Source organism: Paenibacillus sp. VTT E-133291, assembly GCF_002264395.1.
GTDB classification, from domain to species: domain Bacteria; phylum Bacillota; class Bacilli; order Paenibacillales; family Paenibacillaceae; genus Paenibacillus_AQ; species Paenibacillus_AQ nitricinens.
In genome coordinates this window covers 22,545-43,277 of record NZ_NFVA01000037.1, presented here as the reverse complement: position 1 = coordinate 43,277, position 20,733 = coordinate 22,545, and the positions used below count along the sequence as shown (strand labels likewise).

The 20,733-nt window shown below is 42.6% G+C and carries 18 protein-coding genes and 1 other annotated feature; of the genes, 8 read left to right on the top strand and 10 right to left on the bottom strand.

Going from position 1 to position 20,733, the window contains the following annotated elements; translation table 11 throughout:
* Nucleotide 1: 1 nt before the first annotated feature.
* A complete protein-coding gene (locus CA598_RS15975; RefSeq protein ID WP_094877156.1) occupies nucleotides 2-1,807 on the top strand; it encodes a cache domain-containing sensor histidine kinase in 1,806 nt (601 codons plus the stop codon).
* 2 nt (nucleotides 1,808-1,809) lie between these two features.
* Here the strand turns inward: CA598_RS15975 and CA598_RS15970 are convergent, their stop codons facing one another.
* From CA598_RS15970 to CA598_RS15960, 3 genes are all read right to left on the bottom strand, one after another.
* Nucleotides 1,810-3,381: an ABC-F family ATP-binding cassette domain-containing protein gene (locus CA598_RS15970; RefSeq protein ID WP_094877155.1), complete on the bottom strand. Its 1,572-nt coding sequence runs from the start codon at nucleotides 3,379-3,381 to the stop codon at nucleotides 1,810-1,812.
* Nucleotides 3,382-3,568: 187 nt separating this feature from the next.
* Nucleotides 3,569-4,687, bottom strand: a complete 1,119-nt coding sequence (locus CA598_RS15965) for a DUF4179 domain-containing protein (protein ID WP_094877154.1) — start codon at nucleotides 4,685-4,687, stop codon at nucleotides 3,569-3,571.
* Nucleotides 4,680-5,216 carry a sigma-70 family RNA polymerase sigma factor gene (locus CA598_RS15960; RefSeq protein WP_094877153.1) on the bottom strand — a complete coding sequence of 179 codons (537 nt, stop codon included), beginning with the start codon at nucleotides 5,214-5,216 and terminating at the stop codon, nucleotides 4,680-4,682. The genes CA598_RS15965 and CA598_RS15960 overlap by 8 nt, the downstream gene beginning before the upstream one ends.
* Before the next feature lie 225 nt (nucleotides 5,217-5,441).
* Between CA598_RS15960 and CA598_RS15955 the strand changes: the two genes are divergently transcribed.
* The gene (locus tag CA598_RS15955; protein WP_094868629.1) at nucleotides 5,442-5,831 is read left to right on the top strand and encodes a winged helix-turn-helix transcriptional regulator; all 390 of its coding nucleotides are present in this window, start codon (nucleotides 5,442-5,444) and stop codon (nucleotides 5,829-5,831) included.
* A gap of 63 nt (nucleotides 5,832-5,894) precedes the next feature.
* On the opposite strand, the gene CA598_RS15950 is transcribed toward CA598_RS15955, so the two are convergent.
* A complete protein-coding gene (locus CA598_RS15950; RefSeq protein ID WP_094868628.1) occupies nucleotides 5,895-6,320 on the bottom strand; it encodes a hypothetical protein in 426 nt (141 codons plus the stop codon).
* A gap of 197 nt (nucleotides 6,321-6,517) precedes the next feature.
* Nucleotides 6,518-6,806 (top strand) — a binding site (T-box leader).
* A gap of 102 nt (nucleotides 6,807-6,908) precedes the next feature.
* On the opposite strand from CA598_RS15950, the gene trpS reads away from it, so the two are divergent.
* Nucleotides 6,909-7,904: a tryptophan--tRNA ligase gene (gene trpS, locus CA598_RS15945; RefSeq protein WP_094877152.1), complete on the top strand. Its 996-nt coding sequence runs from the start codon at nucleotides 6,909-6,911 to the stop codon at nucleotides 7,902-7,904.
* Nucleotides 7,905-8,002: 98 nt separating this feature from the next.
* Here trpS and CA598_RS15940 read toward each other — a convergent pair whose 3' ends face one another.
* The gene (locus CA598_RS15940; protein ID WP_094877151.1) at nucleotides 8,003-9,235 is read right to left on the bottom strand and encodes an aminopeptidase; all 1,233 of its coding nucleotides are present in this window, start codon (nucleotides 9,233-9,235) and stop codon (nucleotides 8,003-8,005) included.
* A gap of 166 nt (nucleotides 9,236-9,401) precedes the next feature.
* On the bottom strand, nucleotides 9,402-9,749 hold the full coding sequence (locus tag CA598_RS15935; protein ID WP_094877150.1) for a hypothetical protein: 348 nt from the start codon (nucleotides 9,747-9,749) through the stop codon (nucleotides 9,402-9,404).
* 149 nt (nucleotides 9,750-9,898) lie between these two features.
* On the opposite strand from CA598_RS15935, the gene CA598_RS15930 reads away from it, so the two are divergent.
* Both CA598_RS15930 and CA598_RS15925 read left to right on the top strand, forming a co-directional pair.
* Nucleotides 9,899-11,035, top strand: coding sequence for a VanZ family protein (locus CA598_RS15930; protein ID WP_094877149.1), 1,137 nt, complete (start codon nucleotides 9,899-9,901; stop codon nucleotides 11,033-11,035).
* An 87-nt stretch (nucleotides 11,036-11,122) separates the two neighbouring features.
* The gene (locus CA598_RS15925) at nucleotides 11,123-12,562 is read left to right on the top strand and encodes a serine hydrolase domain-containing protein (protein WP_094877148.1); all 1,440 of its coding nucleotides are present in this window, start codon (nucleotides 11,123-11,125) and stop codon (nucleotides 12,560-12,562) included.
* 70 nt (nucleotides 12,563-12,632) lie between these two features.
* Here the strand turns inward: CA598_RS15925 and CA598_RS15920 are convergent, their stop codons facing one another.
* Nucleotides 12,633-13,397 (bottom strand): exodeoxyribonuclease III, encoded by a 765-nt coding sequence (locus CA598_RS15920; protein WP_094868665.1) that lies wholly within the window; start codon nucleotides 13,395-13,397, stop codon nucleotides 12,633-12,635.
* Nucleotides 13,398-13,536: 139 nt separating this feature from the next.
* Here CA598_RS15920 and CA598_RS15915 point away from each other — a divergent pair, with 139 nt between their 5' ends.
* Together CA598_RS15915 and CA598_RS15910 are read left to right on the top strand one after the other, a co-directional pair.
* The gene (locus CA598_RS15915; protein WP_094877147.1) at nucleotides 13,537-14,706 is read left to right on the top strand and encodes an MFS transporter; all 1,170 of its coding nucleotides are present in this window, start codon (nucleotides 13,537-13,539) and stop codon (nucleotides 14,704-14,706) included.
* A 204-nt stretch (nucleotides 14,707-14,910) separates the two neighbouring features.
* Nucleotides 14,911-15,198, top strand: a complete 288-nt coding sequence (locus CA598_RS15910) for a hypothetical protein (RefSeq protein WP_094877146.1) — start codon at nucleotides 14,911-14,913, stop codon at nucleotides 15,196-15,198.
* Nucleotides 15,199-15,284: 86 nt separating this feature from the next.
* Here the strand turns inward: CA598_RS15910 and CA598_RS15905 are convergent, their stop codons facing one another.
* A complete protein-coding gene (locus tag CA598_RS15905) occupies nucleotides 15,285-16,133 on the bottom strand; it encodes a helix-turn-helix transcriptional regulator (protein WP_094877145.1) in 849 nt (282 codons plus the stop codon).
* A gap of 124 nt (nucleotides 16,134-16,257) precedes the next feature.
* Here CA598_RS15905 and fabF point away from each other — a divergent pair, with 124 nt between their 5' ends.
* A complete protein-coding gene (fabF, locus tag CA598_RS15900; RefSeq protein ID WP_094877144.1) occupies nucleotides 16,258-17,496 on the top strand; it encodes a beta-ketoacyl-ACP synthase II in 1,239 nt (412 codons plus the stop codon).
* Between the two features lie 88 nt (nucleotides 17,497-17,584).
* Here the strand turns inward: fabF and abnB are convergent, their stop codons facing one another.
* Together abnB and CA598_RS15890 are read right to left on the bottom strand one after the other, a co-directional pair.
* Entirely contained in the window at nucleotides 17,585-19,051 is a 1,467-nt protein-coding gene (gene abnB, locus CA598_RS15895) for an arabinan endo-1,5-alpha-L-arabinosidase AbnB (protein ID WP_094877143.1), read from the bottom strand.
* Nucleotides 19,052-19,238: 187 nt separating this feature from the next.
* Complete coding sequence (locus CA598_RS15890; protein ID WP_042187548.1) at nucleotides 19,239-20,306, bottom strand: ABC transporter ATP-binding protein; 1,068 nt, start codon at nucleotides 20,304-20,306, stop codon at nucleotides 19,239-19,241.
* Between the last annotated feature and the right edge of the window lie 427 nt (nucleotides 20,307-20,733).

The window sequence follows — 20,733 nt, the reverse complement described above, 5'->3', positions numbered from 1 at the left end:
AATGATGCAGATTGAGCAACCCAAGCGACGATACCGGATGCGACATGTCAATCGTCAAATTTTCATGCTGATGATCCTGACCATTACCATTCCACTCCTGATCATATCCGCAATCATTTATATCTTTTCAAACCAAGCCGTCAAAAATGAATATCAGAGCAGCTCTAATCTGATCCTTAATAACCTATCATTTAATATTGACCAATATCTTCAAAGCATTGATAAAGGGACACTGAACGCACAGGTAGATAGCCAGCTCCAAACCGCACTTGAGCATTGGACGATCCATAAAGACGACGTCGGAAATGATCTGAATATTCAGTATGGAAACACGATTGAGCATTTCATCAGCGGGATTGAGATGACAATTAAAAATGTGGATAGTGTGCAGATTTTTGCAGGATCGCGTGTATTCTACTCTGCCAATTTCAACCGTGCGGATTATGATGTGAAGGATTATACGCATGAGGATTGGTATTTACAGACCCAGCAGAAAAAAGGCGGGGTGATCCTGTTTGGCAGCCATGTCCCCTTCTATCGCACCAATTCCAAACAATCCGTCATTTCTATCGCCCGGGTGATCAATAAAAAAGGAAGCAAACAGCCCATAGGCGTCATGTTAATCGATATCCGTTTGGATTCATTACGGGAAATCTTAAAGCTCTCGGAGAATAGTAAACGAAAATTCATTATTTTAGACGATAAGGGCGGTAGTGTTTACAGCTCTGATATCATGGAGACGTCACCCATACAGCCCATCCCTATAGAACCTCAGACGCTTAATACTTTTATGAGCAATGATACGGGGAGCTTTTATGGTACTTTTGACGATAAGGACTCGTACATTAACTTTGTTACTTCTCCCTATTCCAACTGGAAGGTCATTCAGTATATTGATGAAAAAGAAATGACTAAGCAAGCTACTTTTCTCGGAAAAATCATTTTAACCTTAGCGCTCTTGTCGCTTGTCACTGCGATCTTATTCATGTATATCCTATCGGAGCGTGTCACTAAGCCCATTATTCTCTTAAGCCGAAAGGTCAAGCTGGTGGGGATGGGGAACTTTGATGTGGATTTGTATAGTAATCGTCAAGATGAGTTTGGTGTTCTATACAATGGAATCCGTAAAATGGTGAAAGACCTGCAAAATTATATCGAGCGATCTTCTATGGCCAAAGCACAGCAAAAAGTAGCTCAATATGGCGCCCTTAAAAGCCAAATCAATCCACACTTCCTTGCGAATGTACTTGAATCTATTCAAATGAAAGCCATCATTAATGGGCAAAGAGAGATTGGCGAAATGGTGGGGATTGTAGGTAGATTGTTTCGGATTCATATCCAGACCGGAAAGATAACCGTAACCTTGCGAGAAGAACTTGAGCACGTCCGGTTGTATGTAAAGATCCAGCAATTACGTTTCGGGGACAAAATTCAATATATTGAACAGCTAGAACCTAATACCGAAATCATTAAAGTCATGCATTTTTCCCTTCAACCCATCGTTGAGAATGCTATCGTCCATGGACTGGAGTGTCGAAGTGAACCGGGTCTCCTTGAAGTCTCCACGATGATTTCGGGGGATGACATGCTAATTATCGTTAAAGATAACGGAATTGGTATCGATGAAGAGAAACTTAAACAGTTACGTCTTCGTCTCTCTCAACCATCAGACACCCTAGATGAAGATCATATTGGTATAAAAAATGTTCATGATCGTATTCAATTTCATTTTGGTGAACAGTACGGAATTGAAATCACCAGTCAAGTAGGAAAAGGAACGACGGTGGTCCTCCGGCTCCCAGCATAATCCTAAACATTCTGCTCAGTGATTCCTGCTTCAGGATCGAAGGTAAGCATTTTCGTTGCTATTTTATCGATGAAGAAGCGGTCATGACTGACGGTAACTACGGCCCCCGGGAAATGAATGAGTGCCTGCTCCATCACCTGAATACTCGTCAAATCCAAATGATTGGTTGGTTCATCCAAAATAATGACAGCCGCGCCAGAGAGAAGGCATTTCGCTAACGCTACTCTGGCCTGCTGTCCACCTGACAGACTGCCGATCGTTTTGCTCAGATCCATTTCTGAGAATTGCAGCATCGATAAGAATTTGTTCACTTTTTTCCGCGGAGCGTCAAGTCCCAGCCCATACACATTGACGGCATGACTGACAGTATCCTTAACATCCAGTTCATCCCACATGCGATTGAAATAAGCATAGCTAACTCCGCGTTCCCATGTCACTTCACCCGTTTCAGGCTCTTCTTGCCCAGTCAATACCTTAATAAGTGTCGACTTCCCGCTTCCGTTAGGCCCCACAATAGCTATCCGATCTTCCTTTTGAATATCAAAGCTAATGTTCTGGAATATCGTCCGACCATCATAGCTTTGTCCAATTCCCTTCACTTCACCAAGCTTGTCCGGAAACCGTAAATTACTATAGATATCGGTGATCAGCACGTTCACTGGATGAGGCTCCACGCGTTTTTTCATATCGGTCAGCTTACGTGATAAACGATCCTTAGAGGACTTTTTGGTCCCGCGAGTTTCAATGGCCTCCGACTCCATAAGGAGCAGCTCTTCTTCCCACTCGAATTGACGATCAAGCACCTTTTTGCGCATCTTCTTTTTACGAACATAGTCGGTGTAATTGCCTTCATATTCCTGAAAATGATAATTCTCGATTTCTATCGTCCGCGTGACTACTCTGTCAATAAATTGCCGGTCATGGGAGACGAGAATCATCGCCCCATTAAAACGGTGCAGCCACTGCTCCAGCCATACGATCCCTTCGATATCCAAAAAGTTAGTAGGCTCATCGAGCAATACGACATCGGGCATTTCAATTAAGACTTTAGCCAGTGCTGCACGGTTCCTCCAGCCTCCCGATAACTCATCTACAGGTTGATGCCGTGATTTTTCATTGAAGCCCAACTTCGTCAGAACAGTGTTGATTTCTACAGATACATTCCAGCCATCCAAATGATCCATTTGTTCAAAAAGCGCCGCTTGCCGCTCTAAAAGTGTATTCATCTGGTCATCATCCGTCACTTGCCCAAGCTGTTCCCCGATTTGGTTAAGCTCCTGTTCGATGAGCGCTACCTGCTCGAAGCACAATTCTAACTCTTGCTGTACAGACAAGGACCCGGAAAGCTCCGAGAATTGAGAGAAATAACTGATCTTCACATTGGGATCTAACTCTACTTTCCCTGCTGTTGGCTCCTCTTTTCCCATCATCAGTTTAAAAACAGTAGACTTCCCCGCACCATTTCGTCCGATTAACCCAATTCGTTCACCCTTGCTCACTCGAAAATATATATCTCGAAAAATCAAAGTATTCTCATATTTCTTAGTTACGTTCTCCATACGGATTACGCTCAAATCTATCACCCCTAGTTCATATAGATCAAAATACAGCTCAGAACACTCAAAGAGCTATTATAGCACTATTTTAAAAAAGGACTTTATAATCATATTTAATCTTCTAGAAAACAAAAAAAGGTCGCTGTCAGCGAACCTTTTTCTGCATTACGAATTCCAGCACATTCTCACTCTCATCACTTGTTGCTTATTTTCTCAGAATATCAATATACTCTTCTTTCTCGCGATCAGGCCCCGCATCAAGCTTCAAACGCAAGGATTTCGGGTGATCCAAAACATTACTGCTGAAGTAACTTATAAAGCCATCCTCACTGCCACTACCGCCAATCGAATTATTTTTCATTTCGTGTTTCCCAATCCGTGATGTCAACTCACTAGGCGTCTCTCCAAAAATTTCATTCCTGATCTCCCAATCGGTTTTTAATGCCTCGCTTAACGTAAATTCAACTACTATACTTAAAGGAGATAGCTCCACCTGTGCAAGATTCACTACATGCCCGTCAATCATAAAAGGCTGATTTAGAACTACTGTCTCGGTCTTCTGCTCCCAAAATTTCGAATCAATAGCGAAGCTCACCTTTAAACGATCAGAATAGCGCATGTCAGCTAGGTCCGTTCCCGTTTTTGGTTTTGCTAGCATTCCTGGGTCCACTGATGCAATCTGAAAATTCGCCACCAACTCTTTTGGAAATGCTTTATTCTTATCTAGTGGATAGATAGTTTTTCCGAGCCATGTATAAATACTATCCACAGCATGTAAACCCATCCCACCTCTACTCCCATTTTTATCCACTACACTCTGTCCCGTCACAGCATCTGTCAGCCATACACTATTCACATTGTAAATTTCCTGACCACCACTTGTAGTCCCTGTATATAGCAGTATAATTTTATTTTCATCAGCGATTACAGCATTTAGAGTGATTTTATATCCGTTTTTCTCAGCACTCTTATTCACGATTTGCACATAATCGTTTCGAATAGCAGATTCTAACGTAAGGGCATCCACATCAGATTCAGCCAACTTTTTAAAAGGCTCCAGTACACCCCAATCCACCGTTTCAACACTAGAAGTACCTTGCGGTAGCAACTGGGTTGGATTGAAGAACAGCAAACCCGCTATCATCACCACAGCAGTCAGCACAGTCATTGCGCTTCTAGCGAATACCAGCTTTTTTCCGCGCTTTTTACCTAGTTCGAGTCCTGCTTGAATGGCATAGATTTGTGCGGCTGCACTCTCTTGTTTTTGCTCCTGTGGGATTCGTTCAGCATCGATTAACATGGCAAGCTCCTCCTGACTACTCATGGTTCCAATCACCCCGATTCTTAATGATCATTCTTAACTGCTTGAGTCCTTTATGCTGCCATGTCTTGACCGTTCCTTCAGGTTTATCCAGAATGTTAGCGATTTCGCTTAAGGTCATATCGTTGTAGTATTTAAGCAGCAGCACATGGCGATACTTGGGCTTAACCTGTTCGAGTGCCCACAACATTTCCATCCGATGATGGCCAATGTGCGTAACCCGCTCACCGATTCTCTCGTCTACAAGTGGCATGGAACGTTTTCTGCGTCTTTGTTCATCTATACAGACATAAATCAGGATCCGAATGATCCATGATTTGAACGCTTTGGGATCCTTTAATGTTTTTCTTTTGATCCAAGCCCGGCAAGTCATTTCCTGCATCGCTTCAAGCGCATCATTCCGGTTACGCAAGTAGCTATAGGCAATACTGTATAGTTGTTCTCTATGTACTAATATGGAATCGTAGAAATCCGTCTCGCTCCGAGCATCAAGAATCGTTACCTTCTTCATTTCTGCATTAGTCATCGTCATTTCCTTCCTTAGCCCCCTCTCCTAAACCTCTCATAGATTAAGACGGAGAGGGAATAGAAACGGTTTTTATTTGTATTAACTTGTTTTGGGCTGAGCACCATAAAATTATAACATTCTATAAAAAATGAACGATAAATGTTATGATAGATAAAATTGGACATAATCAATAGTACGCACTTAAAAGTACCATAGGCACTAAAAAGTGCCCATACATTGGAGGCTATCATGACAACAACACCAACAACATCATCAACCGTCAAGAAAAAATATAATATTTCTGTTGAAGCCACACTCGAAGTCATCGGAGGAAAATGGAAATGCGTAATTCTTTGTCATTTAACGCATGGCAAAAAACGCACATCAGAATTGAAACAATTGATGCCAGGCATTACTCAAAAAATGTTGACACAGCAGCTTCGAGAGTTAGAGGCTGATGGAATCATCAACCGAATCGTATACAATCAGGTTCCGCCAAAAGTGGAATATGAGCTTAGCGAGTATGGGGATAGTTTAAGCGATATTTTGACTTCTCTCTGTAATTGGGGAGAACAACATATCATTAAGCAGTATGGCGATAAATATGCTGTTCTGGAGGACAACATTTTAAATAAATAATTAGTGGAACCTTAAGTTCACTCTTAATAAACCCCATCCATAATGGTTGGGGTTTTTTGAGGATTATATTACGCCATCTCCACCAATAGCAGTTGCTGTAAATGATATGGGTCCAAATATATTTATAGGCAAGTCGCTATCATTCTGAATTACCAGTTCATAGTTGTGGATTCCAATATAAGGACCATCAACCCACTGAACATTTAATTGAATATCAGTAGTTGTAGTAAAACGAAAAAAGGAGCTATAAATATCGACTCCAGCACGTCGGATTAAAACAAGAAATTGGCTATCAGCAAGTGCAGTAAGACTAAAACTACCATTTAACTCGACTCTGCTGGAGAAAGAGGCCGGATTAGCCGGACTAATATTTACTTGCGTGGTGGCTAGACCCGCTCCAGCTCCAGGAATCCCTGCAACCGTTATAGCAGTAGTAAACGGGTCTAACGGGATTTTTGCCTGTGACCCATAACTTATAATTGTCGCCATTGTTCATCACTCCATTTCAAGGTTATAGATTAGTATATTGTGAATCCGCAATGATAGATTGGACTTAATTCCTGATGATTATAAACATTTAAGTTATACCTTTACTAGATTATAAAACCTGGTTCCTTCGAATATCACCCTCTAATTTCCACCTATTGACAAACTCACTCATCAGAATTAGAATTACCCAAATATCATGAACAACGCTGACAAAGGGTAAGTAGACAAACGAACATGGACTTCAGAGAGCCGGTGGTTGCTGCGAACCGGTGTCCAGCGCTTGATCGAATGGCCTTTAGAGTTGCTCTTCCGAACCATCTTGCTTGGATGCTGTAGGAGAAGCCGGGGTTCCCGCCGTTATCAAGGGACCTGTATCCGAGATTATCTTTAACCCTCTTTCGTACAGGTAAGAGAAGATCGTAAAGCCAACGAAAAGTATGGTAACACGATCAATTAAGGTGGTACCACGACAACTTCGTCCTTATTGGATGAGGTTTTTTTGTCATTTTAAGGAGGTGATGGCCATGGATGATGGCTGGTGGTGGCGATTCAATGTTAATCAGAAGCGACAAAACAGGAGGAATTTAAATGATAAAAGAACGTGTATTAACTGGAGATCGAGTGACTGGAAAGCTGCACCTTGGCCATTACGTCGGCAGCTTACAGAACCGAGTAACTCTACAGGAGCAATATGACACTTTTGTGTTTCTAGCAGATATTCAAGCCCTAACGACTCACTTTGATCGGCCTCAACACCTTGCTCAAAACTTGAATGAAATCACACTGGACTATTTATCAGCGGGTATTAATCCAGATAAAGCAACCCTATTTATTCAATCTATGGTTCCTGAGATCGCTGAGCTGACCGTCCTATTCTCCATGTTTGTTACTGTGAATTCGTTAAGGCATAATCCCACGATTAAAGCCGAATCGAAAAATTCCAGCTTAGATGAACTGTACTACGGTTTTCTTGGTTATCCAGTTAGCCAGGCTGCGGATATAACCTTTTGTAAAGCGACGATTATTCCTGTAGGAGAAGACCAGCTTCCCCATCTGGAGTTGACACGCAAAATCGTACGTAGATTCAACGAACTGTACAGCCCCATCCTTGTGGAGCCCAGAGCGCTCATCAGCGGGACGCCAAGACTAGTGGGCACAGACGGCAATGCTAAAATGAGTAAAAGCCTAGGCAATGCTATCGAGCTGGACTCTACAAAAGAAGAGATCACCTTCAAGATTCGTAAAGCCATAACCGATCCAGCCCGTGTTCATAAAAATGATCCTGGGCATCCAGATATTTGTCCCATTTATGCTTATCATCGTGCTGTTCGTTCACATGGCGCCCCAGAAATTCACGATAGCTGCGAAAGTGGCAGTATAAGCTGTTCTGCCTGTAAGCAGCTTATCACGGCAGCTCTAGACCAGCTAATTGAACCAATGCGTGAGCGGCGCTCCTATTATGCTGCCAGACCCAAGGTTGTTGAGGATATCTTATTATCCGGAACAAAGCGTGCCTGCGACATCGCTCAAGAAACGATGTCTGAAGTACGCGGGGCTATGGGCCTTAATTATTTTTCAAAGTAGAACTGATCTCTAATGGCAATAAAAAAAATGCCGGACTCTCTATTGAAGAGAGCGCCGGCTGTTTTTATAAGAAAATATTATTTAATATGGATTTCCTCTTACAGCACCCAATTCCCTTTACGGAATACCGGCTCAATCGTACCATCCGCCAATTCTCCATCAATATCCAACTCAGCAGAACCAATCATGAAATCGACATGCGTTAAGCTGACATTAGCGCCTCTTGCGACAAGCTCTTCATTCGTAAGCTTTGTGCCACCTTCAATATTGACAGGATAAGCACTTCCCAATGCAAAATGGCAGGAGGCATTCTCATCAATCCCTGTATTGTAGAAAATCCTATTTAAGCGCGAGATGGGAGAATCATGCTGTACTAAAGCTACTTCTCCTAGATAGGATGCACCTTCATCCGTTGCCAGCAGCGAAGTCAGATGCTCACGTCCGGATTCAGCTTCATATGCTACTACTTTTCCATCTTTAAAAGTGAATGAAAGGCCTTCTACCAGACGTCCATTCAGATTCAAAGGAAGTGTGCTTCTAACTGTACCATTCACACCTGTACGATGCGGCATGGAATAGATCTCTTCCGTTGGCATATTAGCCACGAAATACACGCCTTTATCATTCTCTCCGCCGCCTCCACGCCATAGATGTCCTTCCGGAAGCTCCACATGCAGATCCGTACCCGGAGCACGGTAAAGCAGGCTTTTATAACGCTTAGCGTTCATTCTATCCTGACTTTCTTTCAATTGACCGATATGTTCTCTCCATGCGGCAACCGGATCCTCGCTACCTACACGATTCATCTGGAATACCGCTTCCCACATCGCTTCCACTCGATCTTCCTCAGGGAGATCGGCGAACACCTTGTTCGCCCAAGCGCGCGTTGGAGCCTTAACGAGAGACCAGCTAATTTTGCTATTACGAGTGTATTTAGAGTAGTTCTTACGAGCAACCGCTGCCGCTTTAACTGCTCTTGACACTTTGGAAGAATCAATACCATTGAACAATTCCGGATCTGGTACTTTAATATGTAAGATGGCGCCGTTCTCTTCCGCAAACTTCTCCATCATTTCTGCTTGCCACTGTGGATAGTAATCAAAGGAATCTTCTGGAGCTTTTTCGTAACGAATACGTGTAGTCGCTTCATCTTCCCAATCAACAATTACATATTTTGCACCTGCTTCATAGGCTTTACCTACAATCAAGCGAGTAAGCTCTGCCGTTTCAATAGGTGCATGCACCATCAAAACTTGTCCAGGCTGTACATTTACCCCTACTTTTACAACCAGGTTCGCATATTTCTCTAACATGACATCAAAATCTTTCATGAATTCTCTTCCTCCATCTCTATGGTTGCTTTACTGTCGCACCAAAGCACCGGAGCTCCTTAACAGCAGACGGTCAGCTTCACTTCTTATTTTAACGCAAAATGCTTAGAGTTGCGATTCGATATAATAAAGCGGCCCCCATGAAAGGAACCGCTCACGTAAATCCTTATTTTTTATCCACTTGCAGCAACGTTACGGTCTTTAAAGAATAGGTATGCCTAATCTTGTCCTCAGAGATTACGTTAAGCTTGGTCAAACTTGCTACCTTCGCGGGATCTGATTTGGAGAGCATACGCCACACTTCAGGGTCTGATAAGGTTTCATATAGCTTGAGATCATCATATTCTTTGCGATTTTGCATCACAAGCTTCACTTTGTAGCTTCCGATTTCAGTCTCGGTGGCCCCCTGCTCACTGCAATAGCTTAGAATATCCTGCCGAAGCTCTGCCAACTCTTTTTCAATTTCCTTTTGCTTTTGCTTCAGTCGATAATACTGCTGCACCTTTTTCTCCATCACTTCACGCTCCTCTATAGACATATGTATGCCGGAAGCGCTAAATAAATAAGTTGAGTTCCCTATCATAAAATTTTATAATGAGCCGGGAAAGCTAGTTTGCAGCAGACTACATTATTCCACAAAAACAATGATTCGGCAGGTGACTTATGTTTCATTCTTACTTTTTCCCCATTTCTTATGCCTTTATGTTGTTTCCTATAGCGGCATTGATCTTCACACTCCCATTTTTAATCGTCCAATACCGTAGACACGGCTACATCCATAAGCTTAGAGCTTTAATTCTATACTTATTGCTGCTCTATCTGATGAACGCTTATTTTCTCGTTTTGCTTCCGATGCCTTCCTCAAGACATAATATGGCACCTTCGGGAAGTATCATGCAGCTTGTCCCTCTTCAATTCATACAAGATATTATTGATGGTTCTAAGATCATACCTGATCAGATTTCAACGTATTGGTCGTTACTGCGTGAGCCTGCTTTTTTACAGGTGATATTTAACATCGCTTTGACCGTGCCGTTTGGATTGTTTCTGGGCTACTATTTCCGAACGCGCTGGGGAATGTGTATTCTCTTGTCTTTCATACTTTCGTTATCTTTTGAGGTCACTCAGGTTACAGGCATCTACGGCTTTTTTGATCATCCCTACCGTCTATTTGATGTTGATGATCTTATTACCAACACGCTGGGAGGAATCTTTGGATTCCGAATTGCGATCTGGATAAACGGGTTACTGCCACGCATAGAACAACTGGATACGAATATCGATCGTTCTGCCAAAAGAGTCTCCTATACCCGCAGAGGGATTGCCTTTTTCATCGATAGTATGGTGTGGATCATTGGGTTTGGTCTACTTTATGGATTCGATATTAAAAGTGCTTTCTGGATTGTAACAGGGATTTACTTCATCCTGATTCCAGCTTTCACGGGTGGGCGGACCTTAGGCAAATGGATTGTACGTATTCGGGTGACGAACAGAGGTCATCGGGCTTCTTTCTGGGCGCTTATGATCCGATATGGTCTGCTATATTGGGTAATACTTGGACTTCATGCTATTGTTATCGATTCTGATGTGACGGGGCTTCTATCTTCACCATTGAGAACGGTCGCTTATCTCTTTGTTCTACTGGTCGATTTAGTTTTCTTTACTCATTTAATCATTAAGGTATTCAAAAAAGATGACCAGCTAATCTATGAGAAATTAAGCCGAACCTCGCATGTTATTTCATGGCCTGAGAAAAAATTGCATACCGATGCCTCAAACAGCAGCTCTATAGAGGATTGAAAATCCTCCCATTTATATAGTATTTATACAACGGGATTTGTTATAGAATAGGAAGGTAAGAATTCTCAAAATTTAGGAGATGAATGAATGGAAACTACAAGTAGCTTACAGTTATCTAGAAGTCTTCCAGAAGAGCAGGGCATTTCCTCAGCCGCAATATCCAGCTTTATTGATGCAGTCGAGACGCAAAGCTTAGGTCTGCATAGCTTCATGCTTCTACGGCATGGGTATGTGGTCTCTGAAGGCTGGTGGTCTCCTTATAAGTCCGATCTACCACATATGCTATTTTCCCTTAGCAAAAGCTTCACCTCAACTGCAATCGGGTTTGCGGTTACAGAAAAGCTAATTACGCTTGACGATGCAGTCATCTCCTTCTTCCCTGAAGAGGCTCCTGCGACTATCACTGACAATCTATCCAACATGACAATCAGACATCTATTGATGATGGGTACCGGGCATGTCGTGGATACTATGGACACACTTCATAAAAGTGCAGACGGGAATTGGGTTAAAGCTTTCTTCTCAGTCCCAGTGGAGAAACAACCAGGTACACATTTTCTATATAATACCGGCGCCACTTACATGCTGTCCGCGATCCTTCAACGAGTTACTGGCCAAACACTGCTAGAATATCTAGAACCGCGTCTGTTCGCTCCGCTCGGTATTCACGGAGCAACTTGGCAGTCTTGTCCACGTGGAATTAACACGGGGGGATTTGGCTTAAGCATTACCACAGAGGATATCGCTAAATTCGGTCAGCTTTACTTACAAAAAGGGATCTGGAATAATCAACGAATCCTGCCTGAACAATGGATTAATGAGGCAACTTCCAAACACATTTCCAATGGCGAAGGCGATCATGACTGGGCGCTCGGATATGGTTATCAATTCTGGAGATGCCAACACAGAGCCTACCGCGCCGATGGCGCATTCGGACAACTCTGCGTTGTTCTTCCTGATCAGGATGCGGTAATTGCGATTACTGCCGCCACCCAAAGTATCCAGGGCATTTTGGATACAGTGTGGGAGCATTTACTACCCAACATGAAGGATGCCCCTCTTCCGGAGGACCAAGTATTAGTAAGTAATTTGGCAGACCAATTAAAAAACTTATCAATAGCCCCTCCACAATTGCAGCAGTCATCTTCTCTAGAAGATCAAATTAATGGTATAACCTACACACTCGAGGATAACCAATTTTCACTAGCTACTATCTCTATTTCCTTCAATGATGAAGCTGAAGTTACTTTAATCACTAAGCTTGGTGAAAAGAATGTCATTCGAGTAGGCCGAGGACAATGGCTCGAAAGCTTTGCACTCATCCTGGAGCCTTTCATGAACCGGATTATGTCCAGCTTTACTTGGTCTGCAGAAGATCAGCTTCAGTTGTCCTTGCTATTTATTGAAATGCCTTTCTTGATTACACTTGATATTAATATTCTAGAGAACATGCTAATCCTAAAGCAGCGGATTAATGTGAATATGGGACCGCTTGAATTCGATGATATCATCGGAAGAATACAATAGGTATAGTTAGTTAATAAAAGAAAGGCCGCTTTGTCCTGTGCAGGAACTTAGCGGCCTTATATCACTTTTTTTATTCCGAAAAATCAGCTAGCTTCAACATGACTGGGCAATGATCACTACCCATGATCTGACAATCAATTTGAGCATCCATTACATTAGGTGCAAGTCTGGAAGAAGCTAAGAAATAATCAATTCGCCAGCCCACATTCCGCTCTCTCACCTTCGGCATATAAGACCACCATGAATACACTCCCTCCAGCTCCGGGTGAAGATATCTGAATGTATCTATGAAGCCCGACTCTAACAGTGTGCTCATTTTCCCTCTCTCTTCATCCGTAAAACCGGAGTTCCCACGGTTAGCCTTTGCATTCTTGATATCAATATCTTCATGGGCAACGTTTAGGTCTCCACAGACAACAACTGGTTTATGCTTGTCCAGCTCTAAGAGATAATTACGGAAACGGTCCTCCCATTCCATTCTATACTCCAATCGGGACAGATCTCGTTTGGCATTAGGTGTATAGACATTGACCATATAGAAATGTTCGAACTCTAATGTAATGATCCGCCCTTCTTCTTCTTCATCTTCTTCCATCCCATATCTCGCAGAGATTGGCTTGATTTTGGTGAATATTGCCGTACCGGAATATCCCTTTTTCACTGCGTAATTCCAGTATTGTTCGTATTCTTCACCATGCTCCAGTGTAATTTGCCCTTCTTGAAGCTTAGTCTCTTGAACACAGAAGATATCCGCATCTACTTCTTTGAAATAGTCATTAAACCCTTTTTTAACACATGCCCGAAGGCCATTAACATTCCATGATACCAGCTTTATCATCGGCTTTTCTCCTTGCATTTTGCTATAATTATTCTCAGTTTATCATAGTTTTATATCCTAATCATTCAACATCCATGATACAATAACAAAATTGACTCTATCTAAATATTATTAAATACGTGAGGTAAAGAAACTTATGAATGCACCAACACTATTACGAGGGTTTAACTTTTTGTATTTTGCGTTGCTGGCTATGTTCATTCCTTTTCTGCCAGTCTATCTAGGGGAGCAAGGTCTTAATCCGGCGCAAATTGGATTCATTATTGGTACTGGAGGGTTTGTTACTATTATTGCTCAACCCTTATGGGGGATGATCAGTGACAAAACAAGAACGATCCGCAAAGTGCTGTTAATTCTGTTGTTATGTTCTGCGGTGACCGGATACTTTTTATTCGATTCAAGCAGCTACGTGCGACTTATTCTTTTTGCGATGCTGCTCTATTTCTTCTTAATGCCTATCGATCCGCTAGCTGAGAGCCTAAATTTCCGTATCTCTGAAGCAGCTGGAATTAGCTATGGTTCAATACGTACATACGGAGCGTTGGGGTACGGTGTTATGGCCCTACTCACAGGTTATGTGATGAGTTATTTCGGTTCACAAGGGATGGCCTTGCTGTTCGTCGCGATTAGTCTTACAAGCCTTGTGGTCAGCTGGTTCATGCCAGATGCTCCGGTGACCGGTAAACCGGTCACACTAGATAGCCTGAAGCATTTTCTTAGGAACAAAGAAACACTGCTATTCCTAGTACTCATCTTTATTAGCTCCGTTCCCGCACGAATGAACGATACCTTCCTTGGGGTATATATTCGCGAGCTTGGAGGCAGTCCTGAATTAGTTGGTCAATCGTTCTTTATCGCCGCAATGAGTGAAATTATTGTGTTTGCCTTAAGCTTTTGGTGGCTTCGCAAAGGAAAAGAGTTAATCATTATTTCAATTTCTGGAGCCTTTTATTTTCTTCGATTCTTTATTTCGGCCTGGATTTCTGATCCGCATTTAATAGCTTATCTACAGATTCTACAAATCCTTACCTTCCCGGTATTCTACTCCGCAGCTATTCAGTATCTATATAGTATTGTGCCTGTGGAATGGCGTGCTACGGGTCAAACTGTGTTGGCGCTACTGTTCTTCGGTGTATCAGGTATTCTCGCTTCTTATGCTGGTGGAGCATTATATGAAGCCTTTGGCGGTAAGGTCCTTTACTTAACAATTTCCGTGATGTCATTTATCGGTATGCTGTTCGGATTGATATTGTACAGAATCTATGGAAGTAAACACGCCAATAAAAAGAATATAGCCACTCATTAATCTTTCGACAATTAAACGGGTATGTCCCATAGCCATGTAGACGGCTGACGGACATGCCCGTTTTCTATGAATAAGTATCGTAGTGTCCGTGATAACAAGCTCCTTGTCCCCTATCAAAAAGTGCTAATTCACCGTGTCATTCGCTCTCCCATCAATAGATTTATCGCATAGTATATCCTATCAAAAGAAAAGGAGGTCGTTACTATGGCCATCGTATTACCGCAACAATTTTTTAATTTAGTACCTATCGTTGGCAAATCTTATTACGAAAATCTGGCAGGTGGGATTAATGCCGCAGTTACAGTAAATAATAACTCGGGCTTCCCTGTAGAGCTAGTGTTAACTCGTGTGAATGCTCCAGTTATCACTTACACGATTCCAGCATTTAATAGCCTTACACTGCAAGTTCATGCACTGTTGGTTGCAGCACTCTTAAGCACTGCTGCAGGTACTACATTTGGATTTATTGAAATCTCAACATCAGATTTCTAATAGATTCATTTCATAATGCTCTCTAAAGCATCTCTAGCTGATAGTTCAGCTAGAGATGATTTTCTATGAACTTCTACCTAAGTCATTCATTCTTTATGTTGCTCCATAAGCTGCTTCAGTTTGATTTCAGTATTTGAATCTGCGGCAGGCGTATAAATACTACAACGTAAATCTGTGCTGCCTTGAACCTGTAGTGAGGTTAAATGAAATAACATTTTCCCTGCTTTGGCATGTCTGAATTCCAATAGCACATCTGGAGCAGAGCTAACACGACTTTGTTCCCATATTTCATTAAACGCTGGATGCAGTCCCTTTAATTCCTCAATAAATTCATCGTACCAACGATCCTCTACATATTGTCCGTAATACGCTCTAAAGATGGATAGATATCCACTTACGAATTGTTCCCAATTTACGGCTAAACGTTTGAATTCCTTGCGAACAAATAGCAAACGAATCATATTTCTCTCCTCGATGGGCAGTTTGGAGAAATCTAGAAACACATGTGCTGCAGCCTCATTCCAACCTACAATCCCGCAACGTCGGTCTGAAATAATCGTAGGACAAGTCTTAAGCTCCTGTAAAATTTTCTGCAAAGAAGGACTAATTATGGAGGATTCCTCTTGCTGAAATAGAGCATTCCCTGTTCCAGTCTCTAGTGCTAGTGCAAAAAGATACTTCCGCTCATCACTAGTTAACTTTAAGGCAGTTGCAATACAGTCCAGAACAGACGAAGATACTTTAATATCCCTGCCCTGTTCTAGCCACGTATACCAGGTGCTGCTTACCCCTGCTAGCTGTGCAACTTCTTCCCTGCGAAGTCCAGGTGTTCTCCTGCGAGTGCCTTCTGGCAGTCCAACAGAGCCGGGTGAGATCGCAGCACGGCGTGCTTTTAAGAAATCTGATAATGCCTGCAATCTCGTCTGATTAGCCATACGCTTCCTCTCCTCTCTGTTACATTCTTTAGTATAGTACAAATTATACTAGGATAAACGCTAACTTGTAATAGGATAAAATAAGTGGAAAAATACCTATATACACTTCTTGAGGAGGTTCACTATGGAACGCGTAGTTATTACAGGTATGGGTCTAATCTCACCCCTTGGAAATACAATAGAGAAATTTTGGGATCGTCTAGTTTCTGGTGAGTCGGGTATTTCCCCAATCACTTCATTTGATACCTCTAACTTTAAGACAAAGATTGCGGGAATCGTGCATGATTTCGATGCGGAGGCCAGATTTGGCCGTAAAGAAGCACGCAGAATGGATAGATTTAGTCAGTTCGCCCTCGCAGCCGCTGAAGATGCCTGGACACATTCCGGTCTACAGCTTGATAAGATTGACAAGGAACGTCTCGGAGTTTATGTAGGATCCGGTGTTGGTGGAATTCAGACCTTGATGGAGCAAGGGAGTGTCCTAAAGGGGCGTGGACCAGATCGGGTCAGCCCTACTTTAATTCCCATGATGATCTCCAATATGGCTGCGGCGATGATCAGCATTAAATTAGGAGCCTTGGGTCCTACAATGTCTCCAGTAACTGCCTGCTCTATTGGAAATACGGCAATCGGCGAAGCCTTCCGGTTGATCCGTTATGGAGGTGCCGACATCGTAATTGCTGGTGGATCAGAAGCAGCCATTACCGAAATCTCTTTAGCCAGTTTCGGCAATGCCACCTCCTTATCCACTCGAAATGAGGAGCCGATTAAGGCGAGTCGGCCTTTTGACGGGGAACGTGACGGATTTGTTATCGGTGAAGGTGGCGGAATAGTTATTCTGGAGTCACTTTCTCATGCGCAGCGTAGAAACGCCAAGATTCACGGAGAGGTTATCGGTTATGGTGCCAGCTCTGATGCCTATCATATGGTCGCCACCCATCCAGAAGGAATTGGCGCTTATCAAGCGATGAAGCTGGCCCTGAATGAAGCTAATCTCCAGCCCGAAGAGGTAGATGTAATTAGTGCTCATGCCACAAGTACAGTTGTAGGTGACCGCTCCGAGACCCTTGCGATAAAGAAGTTATTCGGTGATCAGGCCTACCAGATTCCCGTAACCGCTAATAAGTCCATGACTGGACACGCCTTAGGGGCGGCCGGTGGCCTAGAAGCCATTGCCCTAATTAAGAGCATTCAAGAAGGAATCATCCCGCCTACCCTTAATCAGGAGGTCAAAGATTCCATCTGTGATCTGGATTATGTCCCGAACATTGCGCGAAAATCTGATCTTACTATAGGTATGTCTAACTCCTTTGGTTTCGGCGGGCATAATGCTGTCATTGTGATTCGAAAGTTTGAAGATTAACCACTCATCCATAAAACGGGGTTCCAGATTAGTCATTCTCAGGACTAAGTGGAACCCCGTTTCTACTGCCAATTTCAAAAAAAATCTATTATTCCATCGTTGATACATGGCTCCCCCAGATAGAGATACCTTCCTTGGAAACCGCAGTAAACGTCATAACGTTACTAGCTGTTGCTTCATTCCACACTTTCAGGAATACCCCATTATAAGTAGAACCGTCAATGGTAAGCTCCGCAGTATGATCATCGATAAGCTTCCATTTCCCCTTTACCGCTCCTTTAATCTTACCGCTTTTAGTTAATTCGATCCGCTCCGACTGCACGATATCAGCCGTAATGTCTTTGTTATGGTTTACATATTTATATTCGCCTGAAATTTGCTCTTTCGTGTATTTCTCTATGCTCTCTCCGCCATAGCGGTGTGGGGCTACCACCGGCCAGCCCTCACTGTTCATAAACATCTGATGGACTCTTACCTCATGCTTTTCTCCACGATTCGGGAAGCGTGTATGGAAGATCAGATAATACTTGCCATTCTCTTCATCATAAAACGCTGAGTTATGACCTGGTGATACATATCCTTCTCCACTCACTGGCAGCTCGTCATCCGTATTCAAGAATTCGAAATTCCCCATTAGCTTCACTCCATAAGGAGCATATGCTGGATCATCGAACAATACCGTAGGAGATCCTTGTGCATTAATCATATCCTGACCCTCAGAATCTTCGAAAGGTCCATCGGGCGCCTTTGAACGAGCTACACGGATGTTATATCCACCGTCTGCAGCCAGACCACCGTAGGATAGGAACAGATAGTAGTAATCCGTTTCCGGACTGTATAGCATATATGGAGCTTCTATCCGAGCATGATTCGCACCCAGGAGCTTTTTGCCATAACCTTGATCTGGTAGCGGGAAGCCTGTATTAGCATCTAGTTCCATAATAAAAATACCACCGGAGTACGAGCCATAGACCATCCACAGCTTCCCTTCTTTATCAAAGAACACGTCCGGATCAACTACATTCGGCTTTTGAGTGGCATCATATATTTCTCCATCATCACCCTTACCCATCTTACCTGACTTCAGAATGACGCCCTTATTCTTAAAAGGTCCCTCAATATTGTCCGACACAGCTATGCCGAGTGCAGACAACGGGGAATCCCCTTTACAAGCATTATAATACATATAGTATTTGCCATCCGCCAATTGGATAACATCAGGTGCCCATAAGGTATCCGTCTGTGCCCATTTTAATGCTTCCGCAAACTCCTCTTTGACATTAGGAATGAGTACGTTTCCTTCTACCACCCCTGAGGACAGCTGAGTCCAAGACATCAGATCATTTGATTTAGCAGATGCTAAATGAGAACCGAATACATAGTATTTATTATCTGCCATAATAATCGACGGATCATGTACAGATACATTTTTGAAGATTGGCTGCGCAGAGTCAGCTGCGTTATTTGTGTCGATGGAACTGGCTGATTTGTCATTGCACGCGGTTACTGCTAATAATGAAACACTGATCATTGTAGTTATAATTGCTTTTCTCATCGTTATACCCCCTATGTATGCCTTTTCATTTTGAAACGAAAACGAACAATAGTCAATCCTTTTATTTAATTAAGTTCGTATTAATTCATGTTTATTTAAATAATAGTGAACATTCATGCACAAAAAAAACGCCAAGCCATCGAAATGGCCTGACGTTTCCTTTTATATTTTCCGAAGAATAATCTGTTTAATTAGCGCCTTCTTGTACCAAAACCGGCTCTGGATAAGCGTTCTTAAGCACACGTTGTCTATTCTTAACAACTGCCGGCGGTTCCACCTTAGGAGCCATCGGATGCATTAGCCAAGACTTCACCATATGGGTATCCGAAACCTTATACATTGGAGGCTCTTTCTCCATATCGATTTGCATAGCGTAAGTGCTACGTAGTGCAAAAGCATCGCCCTTAGGCGGTTTGATCAAATCTGGAGGCGTACCAGGAATTGCTGTTAGCAAAGAACCTTTGCTCTCTAGACTTGGCATGGAAGCTAACAAGCCCCAAGTATATGGGTGTCTTGGATCGTAGAAGATCTCTTCCGCTGTTCCCATTTCAACAATTTGTCCGGCATACATTACAGCTACACGATCTGCCATTCTTGCTACAACCCCGAGATCATGGGTGATAAAAATAATAGCCGTATCAATCTTCTTCTGCAATTCCTTCATCAAATCAAGGATTTGTGCTTGGATGGTTACGTCGAGCGCAGTAGTCGGCTCATCCGCAATCAGAAGTTTAGGGTTCGCAGCAAGTGCCATTGCAATAACAACACGTTGACGCATACCACCACTGAATTCATGTGGATATTGATTGAAGCGACGTTCTGGAGAAGGAATACCTACAAGATTGAGAAGCTCAATCCCACGTTTATTCGCATCAGCCTTGGAGATGTTCTCATGTTTAAGCAGCACTTCAGTAATTTGTCTGCCGACCTTCATCATTGGGTTCAGAGAGGTCATCGGATCTTGGAAGATCATACCGATCTCTTTACCGCGGATTTTCTGCATCTGCTTCTCTGTCTTGCCAATCAAATCTTGTCCATCGAACAGAATCTGTCCGCGTTTATATTCTCCTGGTGGTGTAGGAACTAGCTTCATAACCGCTTGTGAGGTTACACTTTTACCGGAACCTGACTCCCCAACAATCGCTAGAGTTTCACCTTTATCTACATGGAAGCTAACACCACGGATCGCTTGTACCTCTCCGCCATGTGTTTTGAATGATATCGCTAAGTCTTTTACCTCTAAAAGGCGCTCCATCTTGTCACCCTCTCATTTCCTCGTCAATTATGATAATGATTCTCAGCATGTTGTAAGCAATAAGTATTATTTTATCTAGTTTTAAGGGTTCTAGTCAAGATTTTTCTGAAAAAAATACGGCGAACCTCACACTTTAGTACTAGATCTAATTATTGCGTGCTCAATAGGTGTGATAGTTCCACTTTAAAATACGCAAATCAGAGAATAAGGAAGAACTACTAGGTACTGCTAAATATAATAAATGGTATGGAAGGAATACTGCCATGATTCTAAAGCCCACTATCAAAATATACACGAATAATACAACCAAAGCAAAAGTTACATGGTTATGTGATCAGTAAGTAATGCTTATTATGCATAAATGATCATGAAACAAACGTAGTATCGACAGTGGCTATAGCAAACTTACAGTATCCATATGTACACT